Origin of the sequence: Variovorax sp. W1I1, from assembly GCF_030815625.1 — a bacterium.
GTDB classification, from domain to species: Bacteria; Pseudomonadota; Gammaproteobacteria; order Burkholderiales; family Burkholderiaceae_C; genus Variovorax; species Variovorax paradoxus_C.
The window spans coordinates 6,278,548-6,301,731 of record NZ_JAUSWZ010000001.1 but is presented as its reverse complement, the minus strand read 5'-3'; the positions used below and the strand labels follow the sequence as shown (position 1 = coordinate 6,301,731).

Sequence of the window (23,184 nt, the reverse complement as noted above, 5' to 3'; positions counted from 1 at the left end):
TCAGAACGACCGTGCGATAACGCACAGAAAAGCCGAAGTCGCGCAAAATCCTGTCGCGCCAGGCGCGCCCGCCTGAATTCCCGACACCCGACGATCGGAACGGCTGGCAACCCTGGTGCCGATCCGCGGCCGACCCGCAGCGGATGCGTTGGAGTGGTCGACAGGGAGCTGTATGAACATGAACTCGTCCGGATCGCCGGATGTGGCGGGAAAGCCGCCGTTTGAATCCGCCGGTGCGCGCACGCCGCCGCCAGCGGCCGGGCCCGAGGCCCCACCCCGACGCTCGCGCCGTTTCAGGGTCGACGTGGGCACCATCGTCAGCGCGGTCGCCCTGGCCCAGTCGCTGCTGCTGGTCTCGCTCGGCTACTGGGGCTCGCAGCGGCTGGTGTCGAACATCGGCACCTCCGCGCACCGCGCCGCGCACGACCGGACCGAGGACAAGGTACTCGCCTTCCTGACGAAGGCCGAGTCGGTGGTCGGCGCCATCGGCAGCGCGCCGAGCCTGAGCCCGGCGGGCGAGCATTCCGAGCGCACCGCCGAACTGCTCTGGACGCTGCTGCAGCAATCACCCGAGCTCGACAGCGTGTACGTGGCCAACGAAAGCGGCCAGATGCTGATGGCGCTGCGCTATCCGGTGCCGGCGATCCGGCACATCGCGCGTGGCGCGGAATTCACCACCGAGACCTGGCAGTACAAGCGGCCGCTCGGGGCGGAGCTCGATGCGCAGCAGCGCTTTGCCACGCAGCGCATCGAATCCTTTCGCAGCAGCTACGACCCGACGCGGCGCAGCTGGTTCCAGCAGGCCAACAAGATGCAGGGGCCGATATGGACGCAGCCCTACGTGTTCGCCGCGGCGCAGGAACTGGGCGTGACCTACGCGCTGCCGAGCGAGCGGCGCTACACCGAGGGCAGCCCCAAGGCGCTGGTGGTGGCGGGCGACGTGTCGCTCGGGCGGCTGTCGGAGTTCGTACGGCTCTTCAGCAGCAACGGCTATGGCCACAGCGCCCTGCTGAGCGCCGACCACAAGGTGCTGGCGCGCAGCGACTTGCCGGGCGTGCTGCACCAGCTGGATGCGCCCACGGGCGTGCTCGGCACGCTGCACGCGCAGATGCACCTGCACATGGCGACCGACGGCACCCCCGACGGCAACGGCGACTCGACCTTCCCGTTCGACTTCGAAGGCAAGCGCTACCTGGTGCAGACCTCGCTGATCCCATCCACCGGATGGGAGCTGGTGAGCTGGGTGCCCGAGGACATGGTGCTGGGCGACCTGCGCCGCGCGGTGCTCTGGGGGCTGCTGCTGGCGCTCGTGTTCCTGGCGCTGGCGCTGTTCATGTCGCTCAAGCTCTCCAAGCTGGTGACCTCGCCGGTGGAGAACCTCTCACGCATCGCGCGCCGCATCGGCCTGCTGGAGTTGGACAACCTGCCGCGCGAACCCAGTCGCGTGCTGGAGATACAGCACCTGGACCAGGCGCTGGACGACTCGGCACGCAGCCTCAAGGCCTTTAGCAAGTTCGTGCCGGTGAACGTGATCAACCAGCTCGTGGCCGAGGGACATGCACTCGCACCCAGCGGTTCTGCTCGGCGGGTGACGGTGATGTTCACCGACGTGGAGGGCTTCACCTCGATTTCGGAGTCACTGCCTATCGACGTGCTGGTGGGCATGCTGACCGAGTACTTCAACCTCGCCACCGGCGTGTTCGCGCGCTACGGCGGCGTGGTCGACAAGTTCATCGGCGACGGGATCATGGTGCTGTGGGGCGCGCCTGCCGACATGAAGGATGCGGAGTACCGCGCCTGCCTGGCTGCACTGCAGTTGCATGCGCAGATGGGCGAACTCAACAGCAAGTGGCGCGCGCGGGGCCTGCCCGAGTTCCGCACCCGCATCGGCATCCACACCGGCGTGGTGATCGCGGGGGTGCTGGGCTCGAACGACCGGCTGTCGTACACGGCATTCGGCGACGTCATCAACGTGGCGAGCCGCATCGAGGGCATCAACAAGCAACTGGGGACGCAGACGCTGATGTCCGAGGACACCTTCGCGGGACTGAAGGGCCGCCTCAGCACGCGCCGCATCGAGGAGCTGGTGGAGCTGCGCGGCCGGCAGACGCGCATGGTGCTCTACGAGCTGATGACGCCTTGAGCGCCGCTCAGCGCGGCGACGGCGTGACGCGCACCAGCACCAGGTTGGCGGTGGTGCCGCTGCCCTGCGTGAGCACCGGGTACTGCGTGTCGTTGATGAAGAGCAGCTGCTCGCCGCGCAGGATGCGCGCCGACACCGCGTAGCGCATGCGCGGATCGATGCGTGCGGCATCGACCTGCAACTCGTAGGCGAAGGGCACCTGCTTGCCGTTGGCCTTGATGCGCTGCTCGGCCAGCGTGACCGAAGGTGCGTCCATGCGCGACACATCGAGCAGCTGGACCACGACCTCGGCCGCGGGGTCGAGCGCGATGCGCTCGCGGTAGGCCACCGTGCCGCTCACGCGCAGCGATGCAGCGCCAGCGGGCTTCGATGCGGGTGTGGAGGAAGCACAGGCGCTCAACATAGAAGCGCCGGCTGCGGCGGAAAGCATCAGGAGGCTGGTACGTCTTTTCATCCGGCTCATTATGCGGAGGCACGCTCCGCGGCAAAGGCCACGTACCAATCGAGGCTTCCGGGGTTGGCCATCGCCTCGCGGTTCACCACCTTCTCGATCGGCTGGCCCAGCAGCAGCTTCTTGATCGGCAGCTCCTGCTTCTTGCCCGAGAGCGTGCGCGGAATCTCGGCGACCTGAAAGATGTCGTTGGGCACGAAGCGCGGTGAGAGCGAGGTCTTGATCGCATTGTTGAGGCGGGTACGCATCGCCTCGTCGAGCGCCACGCCCGGTCGCAGCACCACGAAGAGCGGCATGTAGCTGTCGCGGCCCAGGTATTCGAGATCGACCACCATCGAGTCGAGCACTTCGGGGAGGCCCTCGACCGCGCTGTAGATCTCGCTGGTGCCCATGCGCAGGCCCTGGCGGTTGATGGTGGCATCGCTGCGGCCGTAGATGATGCAGCCGCCGTCTTCGCCGACCTTGATCCAGTCGCCGTGGCGCCACACGCCGGGGTATGTGTCGAAGTAGCTCGACACGTAGCGCGCGTTGCCCTCGTCGCCCCAGAAGTAGAGCGGCATCGACGGAATGGCTTTGGTGCAGACCAGCTCGCCGACTTCGCCGATGACCGGTTGGCCCTGCTCGTTCCACGCTTCGACCGCATGGCCGAGTTCGCGGCACTGCATCTGGCCCGGCACCTCGGGCAGCTCGCGGTTGCCGCCGACGAAGGCGCCGCAGAAGTCGGTGCCGCCGGAGATGTTGCACCACCAGACGTCGTTGGAGCCCGCATCGAGGATCTGCTGCGAGCCCCAGCGCTGCACCTCCTCGGGCAGCGGCGAGCCGGTGCTGCCGAGCGCGCGCACACGCGACAGATCGCCGCATTCCTTCGCGACGATGCCGGCCTTCATGCAGTTGGTGAAGTAGGCCGCGCCCGCACCGAAGAAGCTGACCTTGTGGCGCGCGACGAAGCGCCACAGCACGCCCCAGTCGGGCTTCTCCTTGCTGCCCGCCGGGTTGCCGTCGTAGATGCAGATGGTCGCGCCGAAGGCCATGCCCGAGAGCTGCGAGTTCCACATCACCCAGCCGGTGGAGCTGTACCAGTGGTAGCGCTCGCCGAAGTTGTTGGCGCTATAGCTCGCGCCCACGTCGTTGTGCAGGCCGCAAGCGTGCATGGTGAGCAGGATGCCGCCCTGCCCGTGCACGATGGGCTTGGGGAGGCCGGTGGTGCCGCTTGAATAGACGATCCAGATCGGGTGGTCGAAGGGCAGCCACTCGGGCTCGAAGGCGGCGACCTCGGCGTCGTTGCGTGCGGTGGCTTGCGTCCAATCGACGTCGTGTGCAACGGGGCTCGCGGCGAAAGGCGTGTTCACGAGCAGCAGCTTCTTCACGCTCGGCAATTGAGCGCGCAGTTCCTGCAGGACGGCGCTGCGGTCGAGCGGCTTGCCGCCGTAGTGCACGCCGTCGACGGCAATCAGTACCTTGGGCTCGATCTGGCGGAAGCGGTCGGCCACGGCGGCGGTGCCCATGTCGGGCGCGCACACGCTCCAGATCGCGCCGATGCTGGAACACGCGAGAAACGCGACCATGGTCTCGGGCACGTTGGGCATGTAGGCCGCGACACGGTCGCCGCGCCGCACGCCGAGCGACTTGAGCGTGAGCGCGACCGCGGCGACCTGGCGGCGCATCTCGGGCCACGACAGCTCGCGCACTTCGCCGAGTTCGTTGTCGCTCACGATCGCGGGCATGCCGGCGGCATGCGCTGCATCGGCATGGCGCAGCACCTCGCGCGCATAGTTGACCTGCGCGCCAGGGAACCATCGCGCGCCGGGCATGCGCGCCTCGGCGAGCACCGCGGTGTGCGGCGTGGGCGACTGCAGACCCGCGTAGTCCCAGATGCTCTGCCAGAACGCATCGAGGTCGGTAACGGACCAGCGCCAGAGCGCGTCGTAGGTGTCGAACGAGAGGCCGCGCTGCTCGCGCAGCCAGTTTTGATAGAGGCGGATCTGGGGGATGTTGGGAACATTGGGAACAGGCATGACCAGAGCGTAGCGCTGCGAACGACCGTGCTCAATGGGGGTTGACCTCAGGGTTTGTACGCGTGTTCAACATTTTTGTACGGCCGTTCAATACGACCCCATGAACATCCGCACCCCGACCGCCCGACGCAGTGCCTCGCGGGCCGCGGCGATCACCGCCGAGGCCGGCAGGCCCGATCGCCGCCAGGCCATCCTGCTGGCCGCCGAGAAGCTCTTCGCGCAGCACGGCTATCACGCGGTGACGATCCGGCAGATCGCCGAGGAGGCCGGCGTGCCGCTTGCGCTGGTGGGCTACTACTTCGGCCCGAAGCACGAGCTCTTCCACGCCATCTTCGAGCACTGGAGCCACACCATCCAGGAGCGGCTCACGCGGCTCGCGGAGGTGAACAACGACCCCGACGACGCCTGCACGCTGCCGCGCATCATCGAAGCCTTCACCACGCCCGTGCTCGCATTGCGCGCGAGCGCCGAGGGCGAGTACTACGCGCTGCTGGTGGCACGCGAGCTCTATCACGCGACCGAGGAAGCCGACCGCGTGCTGCGCGGCTACTTCGACCCGCTGGCCGCCGCGTACATCGATGCGCTGCACGTCGCGCTGCCGCACGCCACGCGCGGCCAGGTCGCATGGGGCTACCAGTTCGCGCTCGGTGCGCTGCTGCACCACCTGAACGACAGCCGCATCGAACGGCTTTCGCGCGGCGAGAACAAGCGCGCCGACCCCGCCGTGGCGCCGATGCTCGTGAACTTCATCGTCGGCGGCTTGCGCGCCGCGCTGCCGAAGCCCAAGACCCCGCGCACACAACAGAAAACCCCCACCCGGAGACAGAAGACATGATGAAACGACGCACCCTGCTGTCGGCGCTTGCGGCCGCATCGGCCAGCGCGGCGCTGCCTTCGCGCGCGCAGCAGTCCCATCCGAAGATCGTGTTCGGCTACACCGCCGTGACCGATTTCGCCTCCGTCTTCGTGGCGGCCGAAGAGGGCTATTTCAAGAAGCGCGGGCTCGATGTCGAGCTGAAGTTCATTCCGCTCAACTCCACGATTCCCGCGGCGCTGCAGTCCGACTCGCTGCAGATCGGCGGCCCCACGCCCTCGGTGTTCCTGCAGGCGGTGGACGGCGGCCTGGACCTGGTGCTCGTGGCCGGCGGCGGCCTCACCTCGAAGACCATCACCGGCTTCGGCCTGGTGGCGCGCGCGGGCTCGGGCATCAAGAGTCCGCAAGACTGCGTGGGCAAGAAGATCGGCGTGCCGGGCCTCGGCGCCTTCCTGCACGTGACCTTCCGTGCATGGCTGAAGGACAGCGGCGTCGACTATCGAAAGGTCAACTTCGTCGAAGCCTCGTTCCCACAGCACGCCGACCTGCTGCGTGGCGGCTCGGTGGATGCGGTGGTGTCGGCCGATCCGTTCATGAGCCGCATCACCGAGAGCGGCGCGGGCTACGTGGCCTCCTACTACTCGACCTTCCTGCCCGAGAACAACCAGACCATCGTGCATGCGGCCAAGCGCGAGTGGGTGGCGAAGAACCCCGCGACGGCGCGCGCGTTCCGCGAGGCGCTGGTCGAGTCCGGCGGCTTCATGCAGCAGGCGAAGAACGATGCGAAGGTGCGCGCGGCCATCGGCAAATACATCAAGCTGCCGCCCGAGGTGCTGGCCAAGGTGCAGGTCTCGCCGCCCGGCCCGGTCGTCACCGACAAGCAGCTCGGCTACTGGACCGGGCTCATGAAGGAGCAGGACATGCTCAAGACCAACATCGACGTTGCGAAGTTGATCGCCAAGTGATTTCCTCACCCGCCCCGATCACCGCGCGCGCCGCGCTTTCCGTGAGCGCCGCGCGTTCGCCGACAAGTTCCACGATGCACGCCACACCGTTCCTTCGCTTCGACGGCGTCGCCATCCGCCTGGGTGGCCGCGAGATCCTGTCGCCCACTTCGTTCGACGTGGCACGCGGCGAGTTCGTCTGCATCGTCGGCCCGAGCGGCTGCGGCAAGACCACGCTGCTGCGCGCGGCCAGCGGCCTCGTTACCGCGAGTGCCGGCGAGGTGCGGCGCAACGGCGTGAAGATGACAGAGCCTTCGCGTGAAGTGGCCTTCGTGTTCCAGGACTACGGCCGCGCGCTGCTGCCGTGGCGAACGGTGGAAGGCAACGTGAGCCTCGCGCTCGAAGCGGCCGGCGTGCCCACGGCCGAGCGCACACCCCGCATTGCGGACGTGCTCGGCAAGGTCGGCCTTGCGAAGCATGCGCAGAAGTTTCCGGTGCAGCTCTCGGGCGGCATGCAGCAGCGCGCGCAGATCGCACGCTGCCTCGCGCAGAAGCCCGAACTGATGATGATGGACGAGCCCTTCGGCGCGCTCGATGCGCTCACCCGCCAGAGCCTGCAGGACGAGCTCGCGCGGCTGGTGCGCGACGACGGGCTCACGGTGCTGTTCGTCACGCACGACCTCGAAGAAGCCATCTACCTCGGCGACCGCGTGATCGCGCTGCAGGCCAACCCCGGCCCCGGACGGCCGAGCCTCGCGCGGATGATCGACGTGAAGATCCCGCGCCCACGCGACCAGCTCACGACCAAGGAGCATCCCGAATACCTGCAGTTGCGGCGTGAGCTGTTCGCTTTCATCGAGCAAGGCCATGACTGAAGGCCGCCTCTTCCGCTGGCTGCGGCCGTGGGTGTTTCCCGCGCTGCTGGTCGGCGCCTTCGAGTGGTATGCGCGGCGCGCAGCGGCACTGGGCAGCGATGCGCTCGCGCCGCCGAGTGCGGCCGCCAAGGCCTTCGTCGGCGCGGCGCTCGATGGCTCGCTCTGGCAGGCCACGGGCTTCACGCTCGGCACGGCGGCGCTCGGCCTGTTGATCGGCGCAGTGCTCGGCATTGCGCTGGGCCTGGTGCTCGGCCTCTCGCGCCGTGCCGCGCGGTTGGGCTCGGTCTCCATCGAGGTGCTGCGGCCCGTGCCTTCGGTCGCGTTGATTCCGCTCGCGATGCTGGCCTTCGGCTTCGGCGTGCGCATGGAACTGGCCATCGTCGCCTTCGCCACCTTCTGGCCGCTCCTGGTGCTGGTGCAGTCGGCGGTGCAGCAGATCGAGCCGCGCCTGCTCGAAGTGAGCCGCGTGCTAGGCCTCTCGGCGCGAGAGCGTGCCTTCAAGATCGTGCTGCCGGCCATCGTGCCGCGCCTGTTCGTCGCGCTGCGGCTGGGCGTAGCCGTGGCGCTGGTGGTCGCGGTGACGGTGGAGATCGCCGCCAACCCCAACGGCATGGGCTACGCGATGATGATCGCGCAGCAGAGCTTCGATCCCGCGCTGATGCTCGCTTGGCTCGGCTGGATCGGCGTGGTGGGATTCGCGGTCAACGCGGGCATGGTGCTGTTGCAGCGCACGGTTGCGCGGCGCATGGGAGTCGCGCCATGAACGGCAATGACCGCGCACCCTCGGGCCTGAACTGGTTCGGTTCGTTCGCCGTGCTGTGCGCGCTTATTGCGCTCTGGTGGATTGCGAGCAACGCGGGCTGGGTGAGCCGCGTGTTCCTGCCGACGCCACAAGCCACTTTCGCAAGCCTGCTCGAAGGGCTCAACCTCTCCGGTGATTCAGGCAACGGCGAACTGCTGGCCTTCACGCAAGCGACGGTCGGCCGCATGGTCGAGGGCTGGCTGCTGGCCTCGCTCTTCGGCGTGGTGCTGGGCGCGGCCATCGGCGTGTCGCCCGCGGTGCGCGCGTGGATTCAACCGACGCTCGAATTCATCCGTCCGCTGCCCGCCTCGGCATTGCTGCCGCTCGCCATTTCGATCTTCGGGCTGAACCCCGGCATGGTGCTCTTCGTGGTCGCGTTCGGCGCGATGTGGCCGGTACTGCTGGCCACGGTGCACGGCTTCGCGGCGGTGGAACCGCGCCTCGCGGAAGTGGCGCGCTGCCTGCAGATGTCGCGTGCCGCGTACATCTGGAAGATGGGATTGCCGAATGCGATGCCCGACATCCTGGCCGGCATGCGCCTGGCGCTGACCATCGCGCTCATCGTCGCGGTGGTGGGCGAAATGATCGCCTCGCAGAGCGGCCTGGGCCAAGCCATCCTGCTGGCCGCGCGCGCCTTCCGCGCGAGCGATCTGTTCGCCGGCATCGTGCTGCTCGGGCTCATCGGCTTCGTGAGCAATGCGCTGCTGGCCTTTGCCGAGAAGCGCCTGCTGCGCTGGCAGCAGCCCTGATCGATTGCTTCAGTCATTCATTCCTTCCTTCAAGCCAACACCAACATCCCCCATAAGGAGCCCCGCCATGCCACGCAAATTCGTCGACCTCTCGATCTTTCTCGAGAACGATGTGCTCTCCGATCCGCCCGCCTTCGCGCCGAAGATCCAGTACTTCACGCACGAGCAGACCTACGAGCAAATCGAGCCCTTCTTCCCCGGCCTGAAGAAAGAGGACCTGCCCGACGGCGAAGGCTGGGCCGTGGAACTGGTGCAGCTCTCCACGCACAACGGCACGCACCTGGATGCGCCCTATCACTTCCACTCGACCATGGACAAGGCGCTCGGCGAAAAGAAGCCCGCCATCGCCATCCACGACGTGCCGCTCGAATGGTGCTTCCAGCCCGGCGTGAAGCTCGACTTTCGCCACTTCGCCGATGGCTACGTGGTCACGGCCGCCGACGTGGAGGCCGAACTGAAACGCATAGGCCACACGCTGAGCCCGCTGGAGATCGTGGTGGTCAACACGCGTGCGGGCAAGCGCTACGGCAGCAACGACTACGTATCGGCCGGCGCAGGCATGGGCTACGAAGCGACGATGTACTTGCTGGAGCGCGGCGTGCGCCTCACCGGTACCGACGCGTGGAGCTGGGACGCGCCGTTCGTGCACACCGCGAAGAAATACGGCGAGACGCAGGACGCCTCATTGATCTGGGAGGGCCACAAGGCCGGCCGCGATATCGGCTACTGCCACATCGAGAAGCTGCACAACCTGGAAGTGCTGCCGCCCACGGGCTTCTTCATCAGCTGCTTTCCGCACAAGATCCGCGGCGCGTCGGCGGGCTGGACGCGTGCGGTGGCGATCTTCGACGACGCGCTGATGGCGTCGGTTTGAACGAAAGAAAACTCCTCCGATGATCGAACTCAACCACACGCACGACGTCGACGCCCGCAGTTGGGTGGACACCGCCAATGTCGCGGGCAGCGACTTCCCGATCCAGAACCTGCCGTATGCCGTGTTCCGCCGCATCGGCAGCCCCGAGCCGTTTCGCGGCGGCGTGGCCATCGGCGACCAGGTGCTCGACCTGGCGGCGCTGGCTGCCGGCTCGCATGCCGACGGGCTCGCGCTCGATGCAGCTCGCGTGGCCGCCCTGCCCGCGCTGAACGATTTCTTCGCTCTCGGCCCTGCTGCGTGGCAAGCGCTGCGCCATCTGGTCTTCTCGCTGCTGCGAAGCGATGCGCCGGCAGCGACCGTGGACGACTTGCGCAAGTGCCTCGTGCCGCAGTCCGAAGTCGAATACACCGTGCCCGCACGCATTGGTGACTACACCGACTTCTACACATCGATCGACCATGCGTTGAACATCACACGCCTGTTCAATCCCGAAGGCGACGTGACGCCGAACTTCCGCTGGATTCCGACGGCCTACCACGGGCGCGTCTCGACCATCGGCGTGAGCGGGCAGCGCTTTCACCGGCCGATGGGGCAGACCTTGGCACCGGGCGCGAAGGCGCCGACGTACCACGCGTGCGCGCGGCTCGACTACGAGCTCGAACTCGGCGTGTGGATCGGCGAAGGCAACGCAGCCGGCGAGCCGATTCCGCTCGAACGCGCGGAGGAACATATCTTCGGCATCTGTTTGCTCAACGACTGGTCCGCGCGCGACATCCAGTTCTGGGAGATGGCGCCGCTCGGGCCCTTTCTTGCGAAGAACTTCGCGACCACCATCTCGCCGTGGATCGTGACGATGGAAGCGCTCGCGCCCTATCGCCAGGCCTGGACACGGCCGAGCAGCGAGCCCCAGCCGCTCGACTATCTGGAGAGCAAATCGAACCGGGAGAGCGGCGCGATCGACATCCGCCTGGAGGTGTGGCTCGAAAGCGAGAAGGCACGCGAAGGCAAGAGCGGCCCCTCACGCCTGTCGCGCACGAGCTTCAAACACCAGTACTGGAGCGTGGCGCAGATGGTGGCGCACCACACGATGGGCGGTTGCCAGCTGAACCCGGGCGACCTGTTCGGCAGCGGCACGATCTCGGGGCCTGGCGAAGGCGAGGCCGGCGCGATCATCGAGTTGACGCGGGCGGGGCAAAGCCCTGTGGCGCTGGCGAACGGCGAGCAGCGCGGGTTCCTGGAAGACGGCGATGCGGTGCTGCTGCGCGGCTGTTGCGAGAAGCCGGGTCATGCGCGCATCGGATTCGGCGAGAGCCGCGGAACGGTGTTGCCGGCCAAGGGCTGAATGCGCGCCCCAAAAGAAAAGGCCACCGAAGAGGTGGCCTTTTGCATGAAATGTGGAGCGGGAAAAGAGTCTCGAACTCTCGACCTCAACCTTGGCAAGGTTGCGCTCTACCAACTGAGCTATTCCCGCATTTCGAGCGTCGAATTATAGGGGGCTCCGAGCCCGTTTTTCCCGAGCCCGAGAAAAAAGTGGGGTCAAGCGCCAAACACCATCGCGCGGTGCATCGACGTGCCGGCCATCACGCCGTCGGCCGAGGACAGCGTGGCGTTGTGCATCGGCATTGCCACATCGCCCGCGGCATACACACCGGGCACGGTGGTCATCTTCATCGGGTCGGTGCGGATCACCGGGCCGGCCGGGCCGTCGTCGAATGCGCATCCCAGCTGTTCCGCAATGGGGCTGGAAGGACGCGTGCGCGGGACCATGAACAGCGCGTCGACCGGCACGATGCGTCCGTCTTCGAGGCGCACACCGGTCAGGTCCCTTGCCGGCCCTTCCAGCGCGACGATGCGGCCAGGTTCGATCGTCACGCCGCGCGCCTGCAGCTTCGCGCGCGCCTCCTCGTCCACCGTGTTGTTGCCGTTCAGGAACAGCGTCGCCGGCCCCCACTCGGCGATCAGCATCGCGTGATCCGGCGGGTGCGGCGCCTCGATCAGCACACCGAGCCTGCGGCCGCTGAATTCATAACCGTGGCAATAGGGACAGTGCAGCACGCTGGTACCCCAGCGTTCGCGCACGCCGGCGATGCCGTCCGGAAAGCCGTCCTGCACACCGAAGGCCAGCAGGAGCTTGCCGGCCGAGAGCTGCCGGTCGCCGTCATCGAGCGATGCGACAAAGCCGCCCGCACCATCAGCCTGCGCACTCGCCACGCGGCCTTCGATGAAGGTGACGTTCGGATAGGCCAGGAGCTTGGCCCGCGCGTCGGCAATCATCTTCAGCGGCGGCACGCCGTCCTGTCCGAAGAAGCCGTGCGCCGCGGCGGCGAAGCGGTTGCGCGGCGCGCCCGCATCGACCACGCACACCTTCTTGCGTGCGCGCGCAAGCTGCATGGCAGCAGAAAGGCCGGCAAAGCTGCCGCCCACGACGAGAGCGTCATAGCGCATGTTCAATGTCCTTCTGGGTGAAACCGCCGCCCGCCATGCGGCGATGAAAGTCCTTGGAGAGATCGGCCAGCGTGATGCTGTTGAAGCGCTTGAGCAGCAAGGCCTCCGCCGCATCGAAGGCGTCGTCGAGCGCCGCATTCACGGCCTGCTCGACGATGCAGCCGGGGCTCTCGGTGCGGTTGCCCATTGCCAGCAGCGCGGGCGCGCCGACGGCGTTGTGGATGTCGCCGAGCGTCACGCGCGCTAGCGAGCACGACAGCACCCAGCCGCCGCCGTGGCCCTTGGCCGAGCTCACGAAGCCGGCCTGGCGCAGGCCCGCCATGATCCGCCGCACGACGACCGGGTTGGTGTGCATCGCCGCCGCAAGCGACTCGGAGGTGATGGGCCCCTCCATCTCGGCCATGTGCAGCAGCACGTGGAGAACGGCTGAAAGCTTGCTGTCTCGTTTCATGCAACATTATTGGTTGCGTGAAATCATTGGTGCCGGCGAAAGGTCTATTTGACCCTGACGAACGAAAGGTTTGCGCCCTGCGCTCGCTTGAGCGACCGCGCGCAGCAACGCGCAAGGCGCCATTCACGCCGACGGACACGTCCCACAAGCGAGAGCGAACACCCCGCACACGGCGACAGGGTGCGACGTGGTCACGGTAGCGACCGAACTGGCCCCGAGCCGGTTCTTGTCAGTCAGTGACCATTCAAACGAAAGGAACAGTCACCATGAAGCAACAACAAAACAAATCCATCTTCGTCGGCGCCTTGCTCGCAGGCCTTCTTGCCATGAGCGGCTTCGCCCAGGCACAAGGCGTGGGGGTCGGCGTGGGCGTGAACGCCGATGTGAATACATCGGGCGCGGTCAAAGCTGCACCAGCGCAAGGCAGTGCAGGCGCAAGTACCGGCGCTGCGGCGGGTGCGGGCACATCAGCCAATGGCGGTGCCGGCAACGCGGCAAGCGGGCTGGGTGGCACGGTCGGTGGCGTGGTCGGCAGCACGACTGGCGCCGTGGGCAACGCGACCAGCACGGTAGGCGGCGCCACCGGTGCCGTGGGCGGTGCGACCAGTGCGACAGGCGGCCTCACGAACACCGTGGGCGGCACACTGAACAGTGCGACCGGTGCGGTCGGCTCGGCGGGCGGCGCGGTGAAGCCATCGGGGACCGGCGTGGGGGCGAAGGCCAGCGGCAAGGCCAAGGGCTCCGGCGCGGTCGACCTCACGAAGTAAGCAGACGCGCATCACGCTGTCCGCACAAGCCCGCAGCGCTCGCGTTGCGGGCTTTTTTTCAGATCGCTTCGAGCCGAAAGAGACTCGTGACTTCCACGTCGAGCACCATCAGTTCACGCTGGTTGAACAGCCGCCAGCGCCACCGCAGGATGCCGAGCGTCGGCCGCTTCTCGGAGCGGCGCACCTCGATCACGTCGGCCACGAGCCGCAAGGCATCGCCGGGCCGCACGGGGTGGGGCCAGCGCACATGCTCGAGCCCCGGTGACGCAAAAGACTCCGAACCCTTCAGCGCCGCTTCGACCACGAGGCGCATGGCGATCGCACAGGTGTGCCAGCCGCTGGCGATCAGTCCACCGAACGCGCTGTCCGCGGCGGCTTCTGCATCGGTGTGGAACCATTGCGGGTCGTAGTCCTTCGCGAACCGGACCAGCTCGGCTTCGGTGAGCACGTACGGCCCGGCCTCGATGACCTGGCCCGCATGAAAGTCGGCGAACTTCATCCGCCGCGGCTCAGTAGGTTTCCAGGTGCAGGCGGCCTTCGCGCTTCAACGATGCACCGACCGTGTCCCAGTCGAGCCCCGCTTCCGTCGCCACATCGCGCAGCGCGAGCACCACGCCCTCTTCCATGCTCTTCAAGCCGCACACGTAGAAGTGGCTGCTGCCGTCTTTCAGCAGCGCGGCCAGGTCCGCGGCGCGCTCGCGCATCAGGTCCTGCACATAGCGCTTGGGGTTTCCGGGCGTGCGCGAGAACGCGAGGTTGATGTCGATGAAGTCCTTGGGCAGCGACTGCAGCGGGCCGAAGTACGGCAGCTCCTGCTGCGTGCGCGCGCCGAAGAACAGCATGAGCTTGCCGCCTTCGAACTTGCCGCTCTTGCGCAGGCGCCGGCGCCATTCGGTCATCGCGCGCATCGGTGCGCTGCCGGTGCCGGTGCAGATCATCACGATGTGCGACTTGGGATGGTTCGGCATCAGGAACGAGGCGCCGAAGGGCCCCACCACCTGCACCGTGTCGCCCACCTTCAGGTCGCACACGTAGTTGGAGCACACGCCGAGCACCGGGTCGCCCTGGTGGTCTTCGGTCACGCGCTTGACGGTGAGCGAGACGTTGTTGTAGCCGGGCCGCTCGCCGTTGCGCGGGCTCGCCACCGAATACTGGCGCGCATGGTGGCGCTTGCCGATGGCATCCACGCCCGGCGGCACGATGCCGATCGACTGGCCTTCGAGCACGGGGAACGGCACCACGCCGAAGTCAAGGACGATGTGGTGCGTCTCGCTCTCGAAGCCAGCTTCGGTGCAATTGAAGTTGCCCACCACGGTGGCGGTCGTCGGCGTCTTCGGCGGGAACAGGTTGGTATACGCATGCGCGGCCGACCACGGCGGCACCGTGGCGCCGTACTGTGCGGAGTTGAAGACCGCTTCGATGGGCTCGACCGGGGCTTGCGCTTGGGTCGGCGAAGGCGCGGCGCCGGCACCGCCTTCATCGCCCGCATCGGCGGAAACACCGGCGGCTTCGAGTTCTTCGGGCGTCAGTTCCGCGGGCAGTTCTTCCCAGGTGAGCTGTTCCTCGATGGTGTACGCGCGCACCAGCGGCATCGTGCGCCAGTTGTCGATGGAGCCCGTCGGGCACGGCGAGATGCAGGCCATGCAGCCATTGCACACGTCGGCCCGCACGACGTAGTTGTTGTCGTCGTGCGTGATCGCGTTGACGGGGCAGGTGGCCTCGCAGGTGTTGCAGCGGATGCAGATCTCGGGGTCGATCAGGTGCTGCTTGATGACTCCGGCTTCAACGGCCATGTCCATGTTGTTCTCCATCCCCTCGCCGTGGGGGCGAGGGATTCATATCCAGGCGCTCAGCCGAAGCGCACGTACTCGAAATCGACGGGCTGGCGATTGATGCCCATCACCGGCGGCGAAATCCAGCCTGCGAACTTGCCCGGCTCCACCACGCGGCCCATCAACGATGCCACGAAAGCGAAGTCTTCGGAACTGGGCAGCCACTCATCGCGCTTGGCGGCCCATTCGACCTCGTTCACCACGCGGCCCTCGGGCGACATCTTGATGCCGGCGAGCGCGCCGATCTGGCGGTTGAAGGCCTTGTGCGGCACGACCAGGCGGGTCGGGATGCCGGCCTTCTCGAGCACCTTGTTCCAGCGGCCCACGCCGGCCACCGAGTCCTTGATGAAGTCGTCGCGCAGCACTTCGTTGAGCGCGTTGAGCATCGGCACGTCCTTCTCGACGAGCTGGCCGTCCTTCACCTCGAGCACCTTGTAGGTCTGGCCCTTGAGGATGTGGTCGTCGGTGCGCTTGCCTTCTTCGTAGCGGCCCTTCAGGCCCGAGCTGTAGAAGATGGCGGCGTTGCTCGACTGGTCGGCGCCGAACAGGTCGATGGTCACGCTGTAGTGGAAGTTCAGGTAGCGCTGGATCGTGCCCAGGTCGATGCAGCCCGCGGCGCGGATCTTCTGCGCGTCGTCGGTCTTGAGTTCGTTCATCACCTGTGCGGTGCGCGCGATGACGCGCGACACACCGCTTTCGCCCACGAACATGTGGTGCGCCTCTTCGGTCAGCATGAACTTCGTGGTGCGCGCGAGCGGATCGAACGCGCTCTCGGCCAGCGCCGAGAGCTGGAACTTGCCGTCGCGGTCGGTGAAGTAGGTGAACATGAAGAACGCGAGCCAGTCGGGCGTGCGTTCGTTGAAGGCACCCAGGATGCGCGGGTTGTTCTCGTCGCCCGAGGTGCGCTGCAGCAATGCATCGGCTTCTTCGCGGCCATCGCGGCCGAAGTGCTTCTGCAGCAGGTAGACCATGGCCCACAGGTGGCGGCCTTCTTCCACGTTGATCTGGAAGAGATTCCGCAGGTCGTACATCGACGGCGCCGTGAGGCCCAGGTGGCGCTGTTGCTCGACCGACGCGGGCTCGGTGTCGCCCTGCGTCACGATGATGCGGCGCAGGTTGGCGCGGTGTTCGCCGGGCACGTCCTGCCAGGCCTTCTCGCCCTTGTGGTCGCCGAAGTGGACCTCGCGGTTCGCATCGCCCGGGTTCAGGAAGATGCCCCAGCGGTAGTCGCGCATCTTCACGTGGCCGAACTGCGCCCAGCCCTGCGGATCGACGCTCACCGCGGTGCGCAGGTACACGTCGTGGTTGGTCGAGCCTTCGGGGCCCACGTCGTCCCACCAGTTGATGAAGTTCGGCTGCCAGCCTTCGAGCGCGCGCTGCAGCGTGCGGTCTTCGCCGAGGTTGACGTTGTTGGGGATCTTCTCGCTGTAGTTGATCGTGCTCATCGTTGTTCCTTGGGTTGTACGGACTGCGGTATCAAACGCGGTTCATGTCGAAGCCGGCCTTTTCGCCGGTGCCGTAGACCTTGAGCGCGCCCTTTTCGCCGACGGCGTTGGGGCGGTTGAAGATCCAGTTCTGCCAGGCGGTGAGCCGGCCGAAGATGCGGGTGGCCATGTTCTCCTTGCTCGCGAAGCGCAGGTTGGCTTCCAGGCCGGTGAGCGCGTCGGGCGACATGGCGGCGCGCTCCTCGATGGCGATGCGGATCTCGTCGTCCCAGTCGATGTCGTCGGGCGCGGCGGTGACCAGGCCGAGCTTCAGGGCCTCATCGGCGTCCAGCGGCTTGCCGGCTGCTGCGCGCGCGGCGTCGAGTGGCGCGGCTTCTTCATAGAAGCGGCGCTGCAGACGGCTCTGGTCGTTCACCATCGGGAAGAATCCGAAGTTGAATTCGTCGAGCACGAGCTTCGGGGCGCGCTCGGCATCGTCGGGCAGCGCGAGCATGTAGGTGCGGTCGGCCGCGAAGGCCAGTTCGGCCAGCGTGCCGGCGAAGCACGAACCCGCTTCGACCAGCGCGAACAGGCTGCGCGACGACACATCGAGGCGCGCCAGCGTGCGGCGCAGTGCGCCGATGGTTTCGCGCACGAGCCAGTGGTCCTTGTTGGCGAGCATCACGGCGTCCGATGCGAGCACGGCGGCGGCTTCGCCTTCGGTCTTTAGCAGCCAGGTGCCCACGTCGAGTTCGTTGGTGCGCAGGTTCAGGATCGCGTCGTCGAGTTCGCGGCACATCGCGAGCGGCCACCACGCGGCGCCCGCGGCTTCGATGGCGGCGATGTCGGCCGGCTGCGCGCCGGTGGGTGCCTTCACGGTAATCGTCGCGGTGCGCTTGCTGCGGTCGATCTGGATGTCGACGTGCGAGTAGCTGATGCCGTCGGCGCTGTCGGTGCGTTCCAGGCGCGTGAGCGCCACGCCCTTGCCGCCCGCGGGGCGGTCGCTGCCGGCGGCAAGCTGCGAGGCGCGGTCTTGCACGGCGGCGGCAAACTGCGCGGGCTTGGCCACGGCATCGACCAGTCGCCACTCGACGGCGCGCTGGCCGCGCACGCCTTCGACGCTGGTGCAGAAGATGTCGGCGAGGTCATGGCGCACATGGCGCTTGTCGGTCACGCGGGTGAGGCCGCCGGTGCCGGGCAGCACGCCGAGCAGCGGTACTTCGGGCAGCGAGACGGCCGAGGAGCGGTCGTCCACCAGCAGGATCTCGTCGCAGGCCAGCGCCAGCTCGTAGCCGCCGCCGGCGCAGGCGCCGTTCACGGCCGCGAGGAACTTCAGGCCCGAGTGCTTCGACGAGTCTTCGATGCCGTTGCGGGTCTCGTTGGTGAACTTGCAGAAGTTCACCTTCCAGGCGTGGCCCGAGACGCCCAGCATGAAGATGTTGGCGCCCGAACAGAAGATGCGGTCCTTGCCGCTCGTCACGATCACGCTGCGCACTTCGGGGTGCTCGAAGCGCACGCGGTTGAGCGCGTCGTTCAGTTCGATGTCCACGCCCAGGTCGTAGCTGTTGAGCTTGAGCTTGTAGCCGGGGCGGATGCCGCCGTCTTCCGCGATGTCGAGCACGAGGCGGGCGATGGCGCCGTCGAAGCTGAGGGACCAGTGACGGTACTGGCCAGGTTCAGTGCGGTAGTCGACGCGCGGGGGCGCCTGCAGCGTGGTGGTGTCGGTCATGCGGAGTCTCCTGTGGGGCTGTGTTCGGAAACCGGGAACAGGAAAGATAATGCACTTTCTTGCGCCGATGACATGCATCATGCTGCATGCAAACAGGCAAGTCAATGCCTGTTGTGCTTTTTTTCAGTTCAGCCCGGCCTTAGACCAGGCCCATCGACTGGCGGGTCACCGCACGCAGCGCGTGGAAGCTTTGCGACAGACTCTTGCCAGTCGTGTCCACCGAAAGGTCGGCCTTCGAATAGAAGGCGGCGCGGCCGTTCAGGATGCGGCGCAGGTCTTCCATCGCTTCCTTGCTTGCGGCCATCGGGCGGGTGTCGCCCTGCGCGGCGACGCGGCCCATGTGCTCCTCGGGCGCGGCCTGCAGCCACACGGTGGTGCAGTGCGCGAGCAGTTCGTTGAAGGTGGCGGGGTCGGAAACGATGCCGCCCGGCGTCGCGATCACGACCTCGCCGTAGATCTGCACGGCCTCTTCGAGCGCACGGCGCTCGTAGCGGCGGTAGGCGTTGGTGCCGTAGAGGTCGTGGATCTCGCGCACGCTGCAGCCCGCGAGCTTCTCGATCTCGCGGCTCAGTTCCACGAAGGGCACGTCGAGGTCGTCGGCCAGCATCTGCCCGAGCGTGGACTTGCCCGCGCCGCGCAGGCCCACGAGGGCGATGCGGCGGTGCCGCGCCGGATCGACCGAAGCGGTGCCCAGCAATTCACCGAGCGCCACGCGCACGCGGCGCAGGTCGGCTTCGCTGCGGTTCTCGAGCAGCTCGCGGATCAGCAGCCACTCGGGCGAGCTGGTCGTGACGTCGCCGACCAGCTCGGCCAGCGAGCAATGCAGCGCGCCGGCCACCTGCTGCAGCACCAGGATCGATGCGTTGCCGATGCCGTATTCCAGGTTTGCCAGGTGCCGCTCCGACACGTCGGCCGCAACGGCCACCGCCTTGCGCGTGAGGCCGCGCTGCGCGCGCAGGTTGCGCACCCGGTCGCCCAATGCGGCCAGCAGCGGATTCTTGGCCTCCCCGGCCGGTGCGGCGCTGGAGTTGCCGCCCTCTGGCGCGGTAGTCAGCACCGCGTCTACATGCTCATTCATGCGAGTCCTCGTTCGTGGCCGGGATTGTGCGCGCTCAGGGTAAACACCATAGATGCACTATATTGCTTGACACTCATTGTCTCGGTGCTTATTGTTCGGCCACAAGCAAGATACTGCACACGCGGTATTCCTGCAAGGCAGTTCCACAAGTTCGAGGCCCCACGATGTCCGACAGCAGCCACCCAGCCACAGGCAAGGAAGCATTTCACCAGTTGATCGCCGGCCTGACCGCCGAAATCGCCGGCCGGCCGCTCGACGCCCAACTCGACCAATGGCTCAACGCCACCCACGGCGCAGGCAGCGCCAGCTTCGAACAACTGCGCCAGGCCTGCATCGGCGGCGTCGCCGAAGGCTGGCTCTGCGAGCGCGAAGGCGGCGGCATCAAATATGGCCGCGTCTTCAAGGCCGAAGACGCGCTGCACCGCTTCTCGGTCGACGTGGTCGACATGCAGGACATCGCCGGCCCGCACCACACGCATCCCAGCGGCGAGATCGACCTGATCATGCCGCTGGCCGACAGCGCCGCCGCCACCTTCGATGGACGGCCCGCGGGCTGGTGCGTCTACGGGCCCGGCACCGCGCACCGCCCGACCGTCGCGCAAGGCCGCGCGCTCGTCCTTTATCTCCTGCCCGAAGGGCAGATCAAGTTCACGCAATGACCGACCTCCTTTCCAACTACGTCGCCGGCCGCTGGCAAAGCGGCTCGGGCGCCGGCACGCCGCTGTTCGATCCGGTGCTGGGCACCGAACTCGCGCGTGTCGATGCGACGGGGCTCGACCTGCCCGAAGCTTTCTCGTTTGCGCGCGAACAGGGCGGCAACGCATTGCGCGCCCTCACCTACCGCCAGCGCGCCGGCCTGCTCGGCGCGATCGTCAAGGTGCTGCAGGCCAACCGCGATGCCTATTACGAGATCGCCACCGCGAACTCCGGCACGGTGAAGAACGACTCGGCCGTCGACATCGACGGCGCCATCTTCACGCTCGGCCAGTACACCAAGTGGGGCGATGCGCTCGGCGACGTGCGTGCGCTGCGCGACGGCGATGCGGTCAAGCTCGGCAAGGAGCCGGTGTTCCAGTCGCAGCACCTGCAGGTGCCGACGCATGGCGTGGCGCTGTTCATCAACGCCTTCAACTTCCCGTCGTGGGGCTTGTGGGAAAAGGCCGCGCCGGCACTGCTCTCAGGCGTGCCCGTGATCGTGAAGCCCGCGACGGCCACCGCCTGGCTCACGCAGCGCATGGTGCGCGACGTGGTCGATGCGGGCGTGCTGCCCGCGGGCGCGCTCTCGGTCATCTGCGGCAGCTCGGCCGGGCTGATGGATCAGCTCCAGCCCTTCGACGTGGTCTCGTTCACCGGCTCGGCCGAGACCGCGGCGGTGATCCGCTCGCACCCCGCCGTGGCCGCGCGCTCGGTGCGCGCGAACATCGAGGCCGACAGCCTCAACAGCGCCCTGCTGCTGCCCGGCGCCGCGCCCGGCAGCGAGGCCTTCAACCTGCTCGTGCGCGAAGTGGTGCGCGAGATGACGGTGAAATCGGGCCAGAAGTGCACCGCCATCCGCCGCATCCTCGTGCCCGCCGAGGTGTACGACGCGGCAGCCGAAGCCATTGGCGCGAAGCTCGCGGGCGTCACCGTCGGCAATCCGCGCAACGAGAGCGTGCGCATGGGTTCGCTGGTGAGCCGTGCGCAACTGAATGCGGTGCGCGATGGACTCGATGCGCTCGCCGCCCAGACCACCGTGCTGCACGACAGCCGCAGCAAGCCGCTGATCGATGCCGACCCCGCCATCGCCGCCTGCATCGGCCCGGTGCTGCTGGGCGCACGCGATGCCGATGCGGCGCAGCGCGTGCATGACGTCGAGGTGTTCGGCCCCGTCGCCACGCTGCTGCCGTACCGCGATCTCGCGCACGGCATCGCATTGGCGCACCGTGGCCAGGGCTCGCTCGTCACATCCTTGTATGGCAGCGACGACGCCGCGCTCGCACAGGCCGCAGTCGCCGTCGCACCGAGCCACGGCCGCGTCCACGTAATCACGGCCGAGGTCGCACAAGCCCACACGGGCCACGGCAACGTGATGCCCATGTCGATGCACGGCGGCCCCGGCCGCGCAGGCGGCGGCGCCGAACTGGGCGGCTTGCGCGCGCTCGATTTCTATCACCGCAAGAGCGCGGTGCAGGCGAGCCCCGGCGTGCTCGCCGCCCTCGGCCTCTAGAACAAACAGAGAGAGGCCCCAAGGAGACAACACGATGAGCCTGCCCGCACGATTCAATTTCGCCGAACACCTGTTCGCACTCAACCGCAGCCGCGCCGGGCGCGCCGCCTACATCGACGACCGCGGCACGCTGAGCTACGGCCAGCTCGAAGACCGCGCGCGCCGCCTGGCCGCCGCGCTGAAAGCCGCAGGCGTGCGCCGCGAAGAGCGCGTGCTGCTGCTGATGCTCGACACCAACGACTGGCCGGTGAGCTTCCTCGGCTGCCTGTACGCCGGCATCGTGCCCGTCGCCGTCAACACGCTGCTCACGCCCGAGGACTACGCCTACATGCTCGACCACAGCCGCGCGCAGGCCGCGCTGGTGTCGGGCGCGCTGCTGCCGACGCTGCAGGATGCGATGGGGCGCGGTGCGCACGAGCTGCAGGCGCTGATCGTCTCGCAGCCCACCGGCTCGTTGCCGGAAAACGCGCAAGAGTTCGACGCCGCACTCGCCAAGGCCGAACCGCTGGCCGCGCCAGTGAACACCGCCTCCGACGACCCCGGCTTCTGGCTCTATTCCTCCGGCTCCACCGGCAAGCCCAAGGGCACGGTCCACACGCACGCCAACCTCTGGTGGACGGCCGAGCTCTACGGCAAGCCGGTGCTCGCGCTGACCGAAGACGACGTGTGCTTCTCGGCCGCCAAGATGTACTTCGCGTACGGCCTGGGCAATGCGCTGACCTTTCCGCTCACCGTCGGCGCCACCGTCGTGCTGATGGCCGAGCGGCCCACGCCCGACGCCACCTTCCGCCGCTGGACCGAGCACAAGCCCACCGTGTTCTTCGGTGCACCCACGGGCTTCGCCGGCATGCTCGCCTCGCCCAAGCTGCCCGCACGCGACACTGTCGCGCTGCGCATGTGCTCGTCCGCCGGCGAGGCCCTGCCCGGCGAGATCGCGCAGCGCTTCAAGGCGCACTACGGCTGCGAGATCATCGACGGCATCGGCTCGACCGAGATGCTGCACATCTTCATCTCCAACCGCCCCGGTGACGTGCGCTACGGCACCACGGGCAAGCCGGTGGAGGGCTACGAGGTCGAACTGCGCGGCGAAGACGGCCGCCCCGTGCCCGACGGCGAAGTCGGCGACCTCTACATCCGCGGCCCGAGCTCGGCGCTCATGTACTGGAACAACCGCGAGAAGTCGCGCGACACCTTCCAGGGCGGCTGGACCAAGAGCGGTGACAAGTACACGCGCGATGCCGACGGCTACTTCACCTACGCGGGCCGCAGCGACGACATGCTGAAGGTGAGCGGCATCTATGTCTCGCCGTTCGAGGTCGAGGCCACGCTGATGCAGCATCCGTCTGTGCTCGAAGCCGCGGTGATCGGCAAGGAAGACGCAGAGGGCCTCACCAAGACCAAGGCCTTCGTCGTGCTGAAGGACGGCAGTGCCGCGACCGAGGATGAACTCAAGGCCTTCGTGAAGGAGCGCCTCGCGCCGTACAAGTACCCGCGTTTTCTCGAATTCGTGAGCGAACTGCCGAAGACGGCGACGGGGAAGATCCAGCGCTTCCGCCTGCGCGAGCGCGAGAAGCAGGCGTGAGCG

General features: G+C 67.4%; 20 protein-coding genes, 1 tRNA gene and 2 pseudogenes. 13 read left to right on the top strand and 10 right to left on the bottom strand.

Annotated features, from left to right (window positions below):
• Nucleotides 1-172 precede the first annotated feature (172 nt).
• Entirely contained in the window at nucleotides 173-2,143 is a 1,971-nt protein-coding gene (locus tag QFZ83_RS29335) for an adenylate/guanylate cyclase domain-containing protein (protein ID WP_307511890.1), read from the top strand.
• 7 nt (nucleotides 2,144-2,150) lie between these two features.
• Here the strand turns inward: QFZ83_RS29335 and QFZ83_RS29330 are convergent, their stop codons facing one another.
• A complete protein-coding gene (locus tag QFZ83_RS29330; protein ID WP_234974900.1) occupies nucleotides 2,151-2,597 on the bottom strand; it encodes a YbaY family lipoprotein in 447 nt (148 codons plus the stop codon).
• Nucleotides 2,598-2,605: 8 nt separating this feature from the next.
• On the bottom strand, nucleotides 2,606-4,609 hold the full coding sequence (locus QFZ83_RS29325; protein ID WP_307511888.1) for an acetoacetate--CoA ligase: 2,004 nt from the start codon (nucleotides 4,607-4,609) through the stop codon (nucleotides 2,606-2,608).
• A gap of 100 nt (nucleotides 4,610-4,709) precedes the next feature.
• On the opposite strand from QFZ83_RS29325, the gene QFZ83_RS29320 reads away from it, so the two are divergent.
• From QFZ83_RS29320 to fahA, 7 genes are all read left to right on the top strand, one after another.
• Nucleotides 4,710-5,444 carry a TetR/AcrR family transcriptional regulator gene (locus QFZ83_RS29320; protein WP_307511886.1) on the top strand — a complete coding sequence of 245 codons (735 nt, stop codon included), beginning with the start codon at nucleotides 4,710-4,712 and terminating at the stop codon, nucleotides 5,442-5,444.
• The gene (locus tag QFZ83_RS29315; protein WP_307511884.1) at nucleotides 5,441-6,388 is read left to right on the top strand and encodes an ABC transporter substrate-binding protein; all 948 of its coding nucleotides are present in this window, start codon (nucleotides 5,441-5,443) and stop codon (nucleotides 6,386-6,388) included. Before QFZ83_RS29320 ends, QFZ83_RS29315 begins: the two co-directional genes overlap by 4 nt.
• Complete coding sequence (locus QFZ83_RS29310; protein WP_306882887.1) at nucleotides 6,385-7,242, top strand: ABC transporter ATP-binding protein; 858 nt, start codon at nucleotides 6,385-6,387, stop codon at nucleotides 7,240-7,242. The genes QFZ83_RS29315 and QFZ83_RS29310 overlap by 4 nt, the downstream gene beginning before the upstream one ends.
• On the top strand, nucleotides 7,235-8,005 hold the full coding sequence (locus QFZ83_RS29305) for an ABC transporter permease (RefSeq protein ID WP_306882886.1): 771 nt from the start codon (nucleotides 7,235-7,237) through the stop codon (nucleotides 8,003-8,005). Before QFZ83_RS29310 ends, QFZ83_RS29305 begins: the two co-directional genes overlap by 8 nt.
• A complete protein-coding gene (locus QFZ83_RS29300; protein ID WP_306882885.1) occupies nucleotides 8,002-8,793 on the top strand; it encodes an ABC transporter permease in 792 nt (263 codons plus the stop codon). The genes QFZ83_RS29305 and QFZ83_RS29300 overlap by 4 nt, the downstream gene beginning before the upstream one ends.
• Nucleotides 8,794-8,860: 67 nt before the next feature.
• On the top strand, nucleotides 8,861-9,667 hold the full coding sequence (locus QFZ83_RS29295) for a cyclase family protein (RefSeq protein WP_013538585.1): 807 nt from the start codon (nucleotides 8,861-8,863) through the stop codon (nucleotides 9,665-9,667).
• Nucleotides 9,668-9,686: 19 nt separating this feature from the next.
• Entirely contained in the window at nucleotides 9,687-11,009 is a 1,323-nt protein-coding gene (gene fahA, locus QFZ83_RS29290) for a fumarylacetoacetase (protein WP_306882884.1), read from the top strand.
• Nucleotides 11,010-11,062: 53 nt separating this feature from the next.
• On the opposite strand, the gene QFZ83_RS29285 is transcribed toward fahA, so the two are convergent.
• Both QFZ83_RS29285 and QFZ83_RS29280 read right to left on the bottom strand, forming a co-directional pair.
• Nucleotides 11,063-11,138 (bottom strand) — tRNA-Gly (locus tag QFZ83_RS29285).
• Nucleotides 11,139-11,203: 65 nt separating this feature from the next.
• Entirely contained in the window at nucleotides 11,204-12,112 is a 909-nt protein-coding gene (locus QFZ83_RS29280; protein WP_306882883.1) for an NAD(P)/FAD-dependent oxidoreductase, read from the bottom strand.
• Between QFZ83_RS29280 and QFZ83_RS32810 the strand changes: the two are divergent.
• A pseudogene (locus tag QFZ83_RS32810) lies at nucleotides 12,111-12,179 on the top strand (hypothetical protein); the annotation flags it as partial. The gene QFZ83_RS29280 and the pseudogene QFZ83_RS32810 overlap by 2 nt on opposite strands.
• Here QFZ83_RS32810 and QFZ83_RS29275 read toward each other — a convergent pair.
• Nucleotides 12,177-12,563, bottom strand: a pseudogene (locus QFZ83_RS29275) (Rrf2 family transcriptional regulator); the annotation flags it as partial. The pseudogenes QFZ83_RS32810 and QFZ83_RS29275 sit on opposite strands and share 3 nt — an antisense overlap.
• A gap of 266 nt (nucleotides 12,564-12,829) precedes the next feature.
• Between QFZ83_RS29275 and QFZ83_RS29270 the strand changes: the two are divergent.
• Complete coding sequence (locus QFZ83_RS29270; RefSeq protein ID WP_306882881.1) at nucleotides 12,830-13,330, top strand: adhesin; 501 nt, start codon at nucleotides 12,830-12,832, stop codon at nucleotides 13,328-13,330.
• Nucleotides 13,331-13,388: 58 nt separating this feature from the next.
• On the opposite strand, the gene QFZ83_RS29265 is transcribed toward QFZ83_RS29270, so the two are convergent.
• The 5 genes from QFZ83_RS29265 to QFZ83_RS29245 form a co-directional block, all read right to left on the bottom strand.
• Nucleotides 13,389-13,829 (bottom strand): MaoC family dehydratase, encoded by a 441-nt coding sequence (locus QFZ83_RS29265; RefSeq protein WP_306882880.1) that lies wholly within the window; start codon nucleotides 13,827-13,829, stop codon nucleotides 13,389-13,391.
• Nucleotides 13,830-13,839: 10 nt separating this feature from the next.
• Complete coding sequence (gene boxA, locus QFZ83_RS29260) at nucleotides 13,840-15,129, bottom strand: benzoyl-CoA 2,3-epoxidase subunit BoxA (RefSeq protein ID WP_306882879.1); 1,290 nt, start codon at nucleotides 15,127-15,129, stop codon at nucleotides 13,840-13,842.
• 50 nt (nucleotides 15,130-15,179) lie between these two features.
• A complete protein-coding gene (gene boxB / locus QFZ83_RS29255) occupies nucleotides 15,180-16,607 on the bottom strand; it encodes a benzoyl-CoA 2,3-epoxidase subunit BoxB (RefSeq protein WP_306882878.1) in 1,428 nt (475 codons plus the stop codon).
• A gap of 31 nt (nucleotides 16,608-16,638) precedes the next feature.
• Entirely contained in the window at nucleotides 16,639-18,315 is a 1,677-nt protein-coding gene (gene boxC / locus QFZ83_RS29250; protein ID WP_307511883.1) for a 2,3-epoxybenzoyl-CoA dihydrolase, read from the bottom strand.
• 139 nt (nucleotides 18,316-18,454) lie between these two features.
• A complete protein-coding gene (locus tag QFZ83_RS29245) occupies nucleotides 18,455-19,393 on the bottom strand; it encodes a helix-turn-helix transcriptional regulator (protein WP_307511882.1) in 939 nt (312 codons plus the stop codon).
• A gap of 164 nt (nucleotides 19,394-19,557) precedes the next feature.
• Between QFZ83_RS29245 and QFZ83_RS29240 the strand changes: the two genes are divergently transcribed.
• Genes QFZ83_RS29240 through QFZ83_RS29230 form a run of 3 tightly spaced genes read left to right on the top strand, consistent with a single transcriptional unit; the run spans nucleotide 19,558 to nucleotide 23,181 of the window.
• Complete coding sequence (locus QFZ83_RS29240; RefSeq protein ID WP_307511880.1) at nucleotides 19,558-20,052, top strand: DUF4863 family protein; 495 nt, start codon at nucleotides 19,558-19,560, stop codon at nucleotides 20,050-20,052.
• Complete coding sequence (locus QFZ83_RS29235; RefSeq protein ID WP_307511878.1) at nucleotides 20,049-21,599, top strand: 3,4-dehydroadipyl-CoA semialdehyde dehydrogenase; 1,551 nt, start codon at nucleotides 20,049-20,051, stop codon at nucleotides 21,597-21,599. The genes QFZ83_RS29240 and QFZ83_RS29235 overlap by 4 nt, the downstream gene beginning before the upstream one ends.
• A gap of 34 nt (nucleotides 21,600-21,633) precedes the next feature.
• Entirely contained in the window at nucleotides 21,634-23,181 is a 1,548-nt protein-coding gene (locus QFZ83_RS29230) for a benzoate-CoA ligase family protein (RefSeq protein ID WP_307511877.1), read from the top strand.
• Nucleotides 23,182-23,184 lie beyond the last annotated feature (3 nt).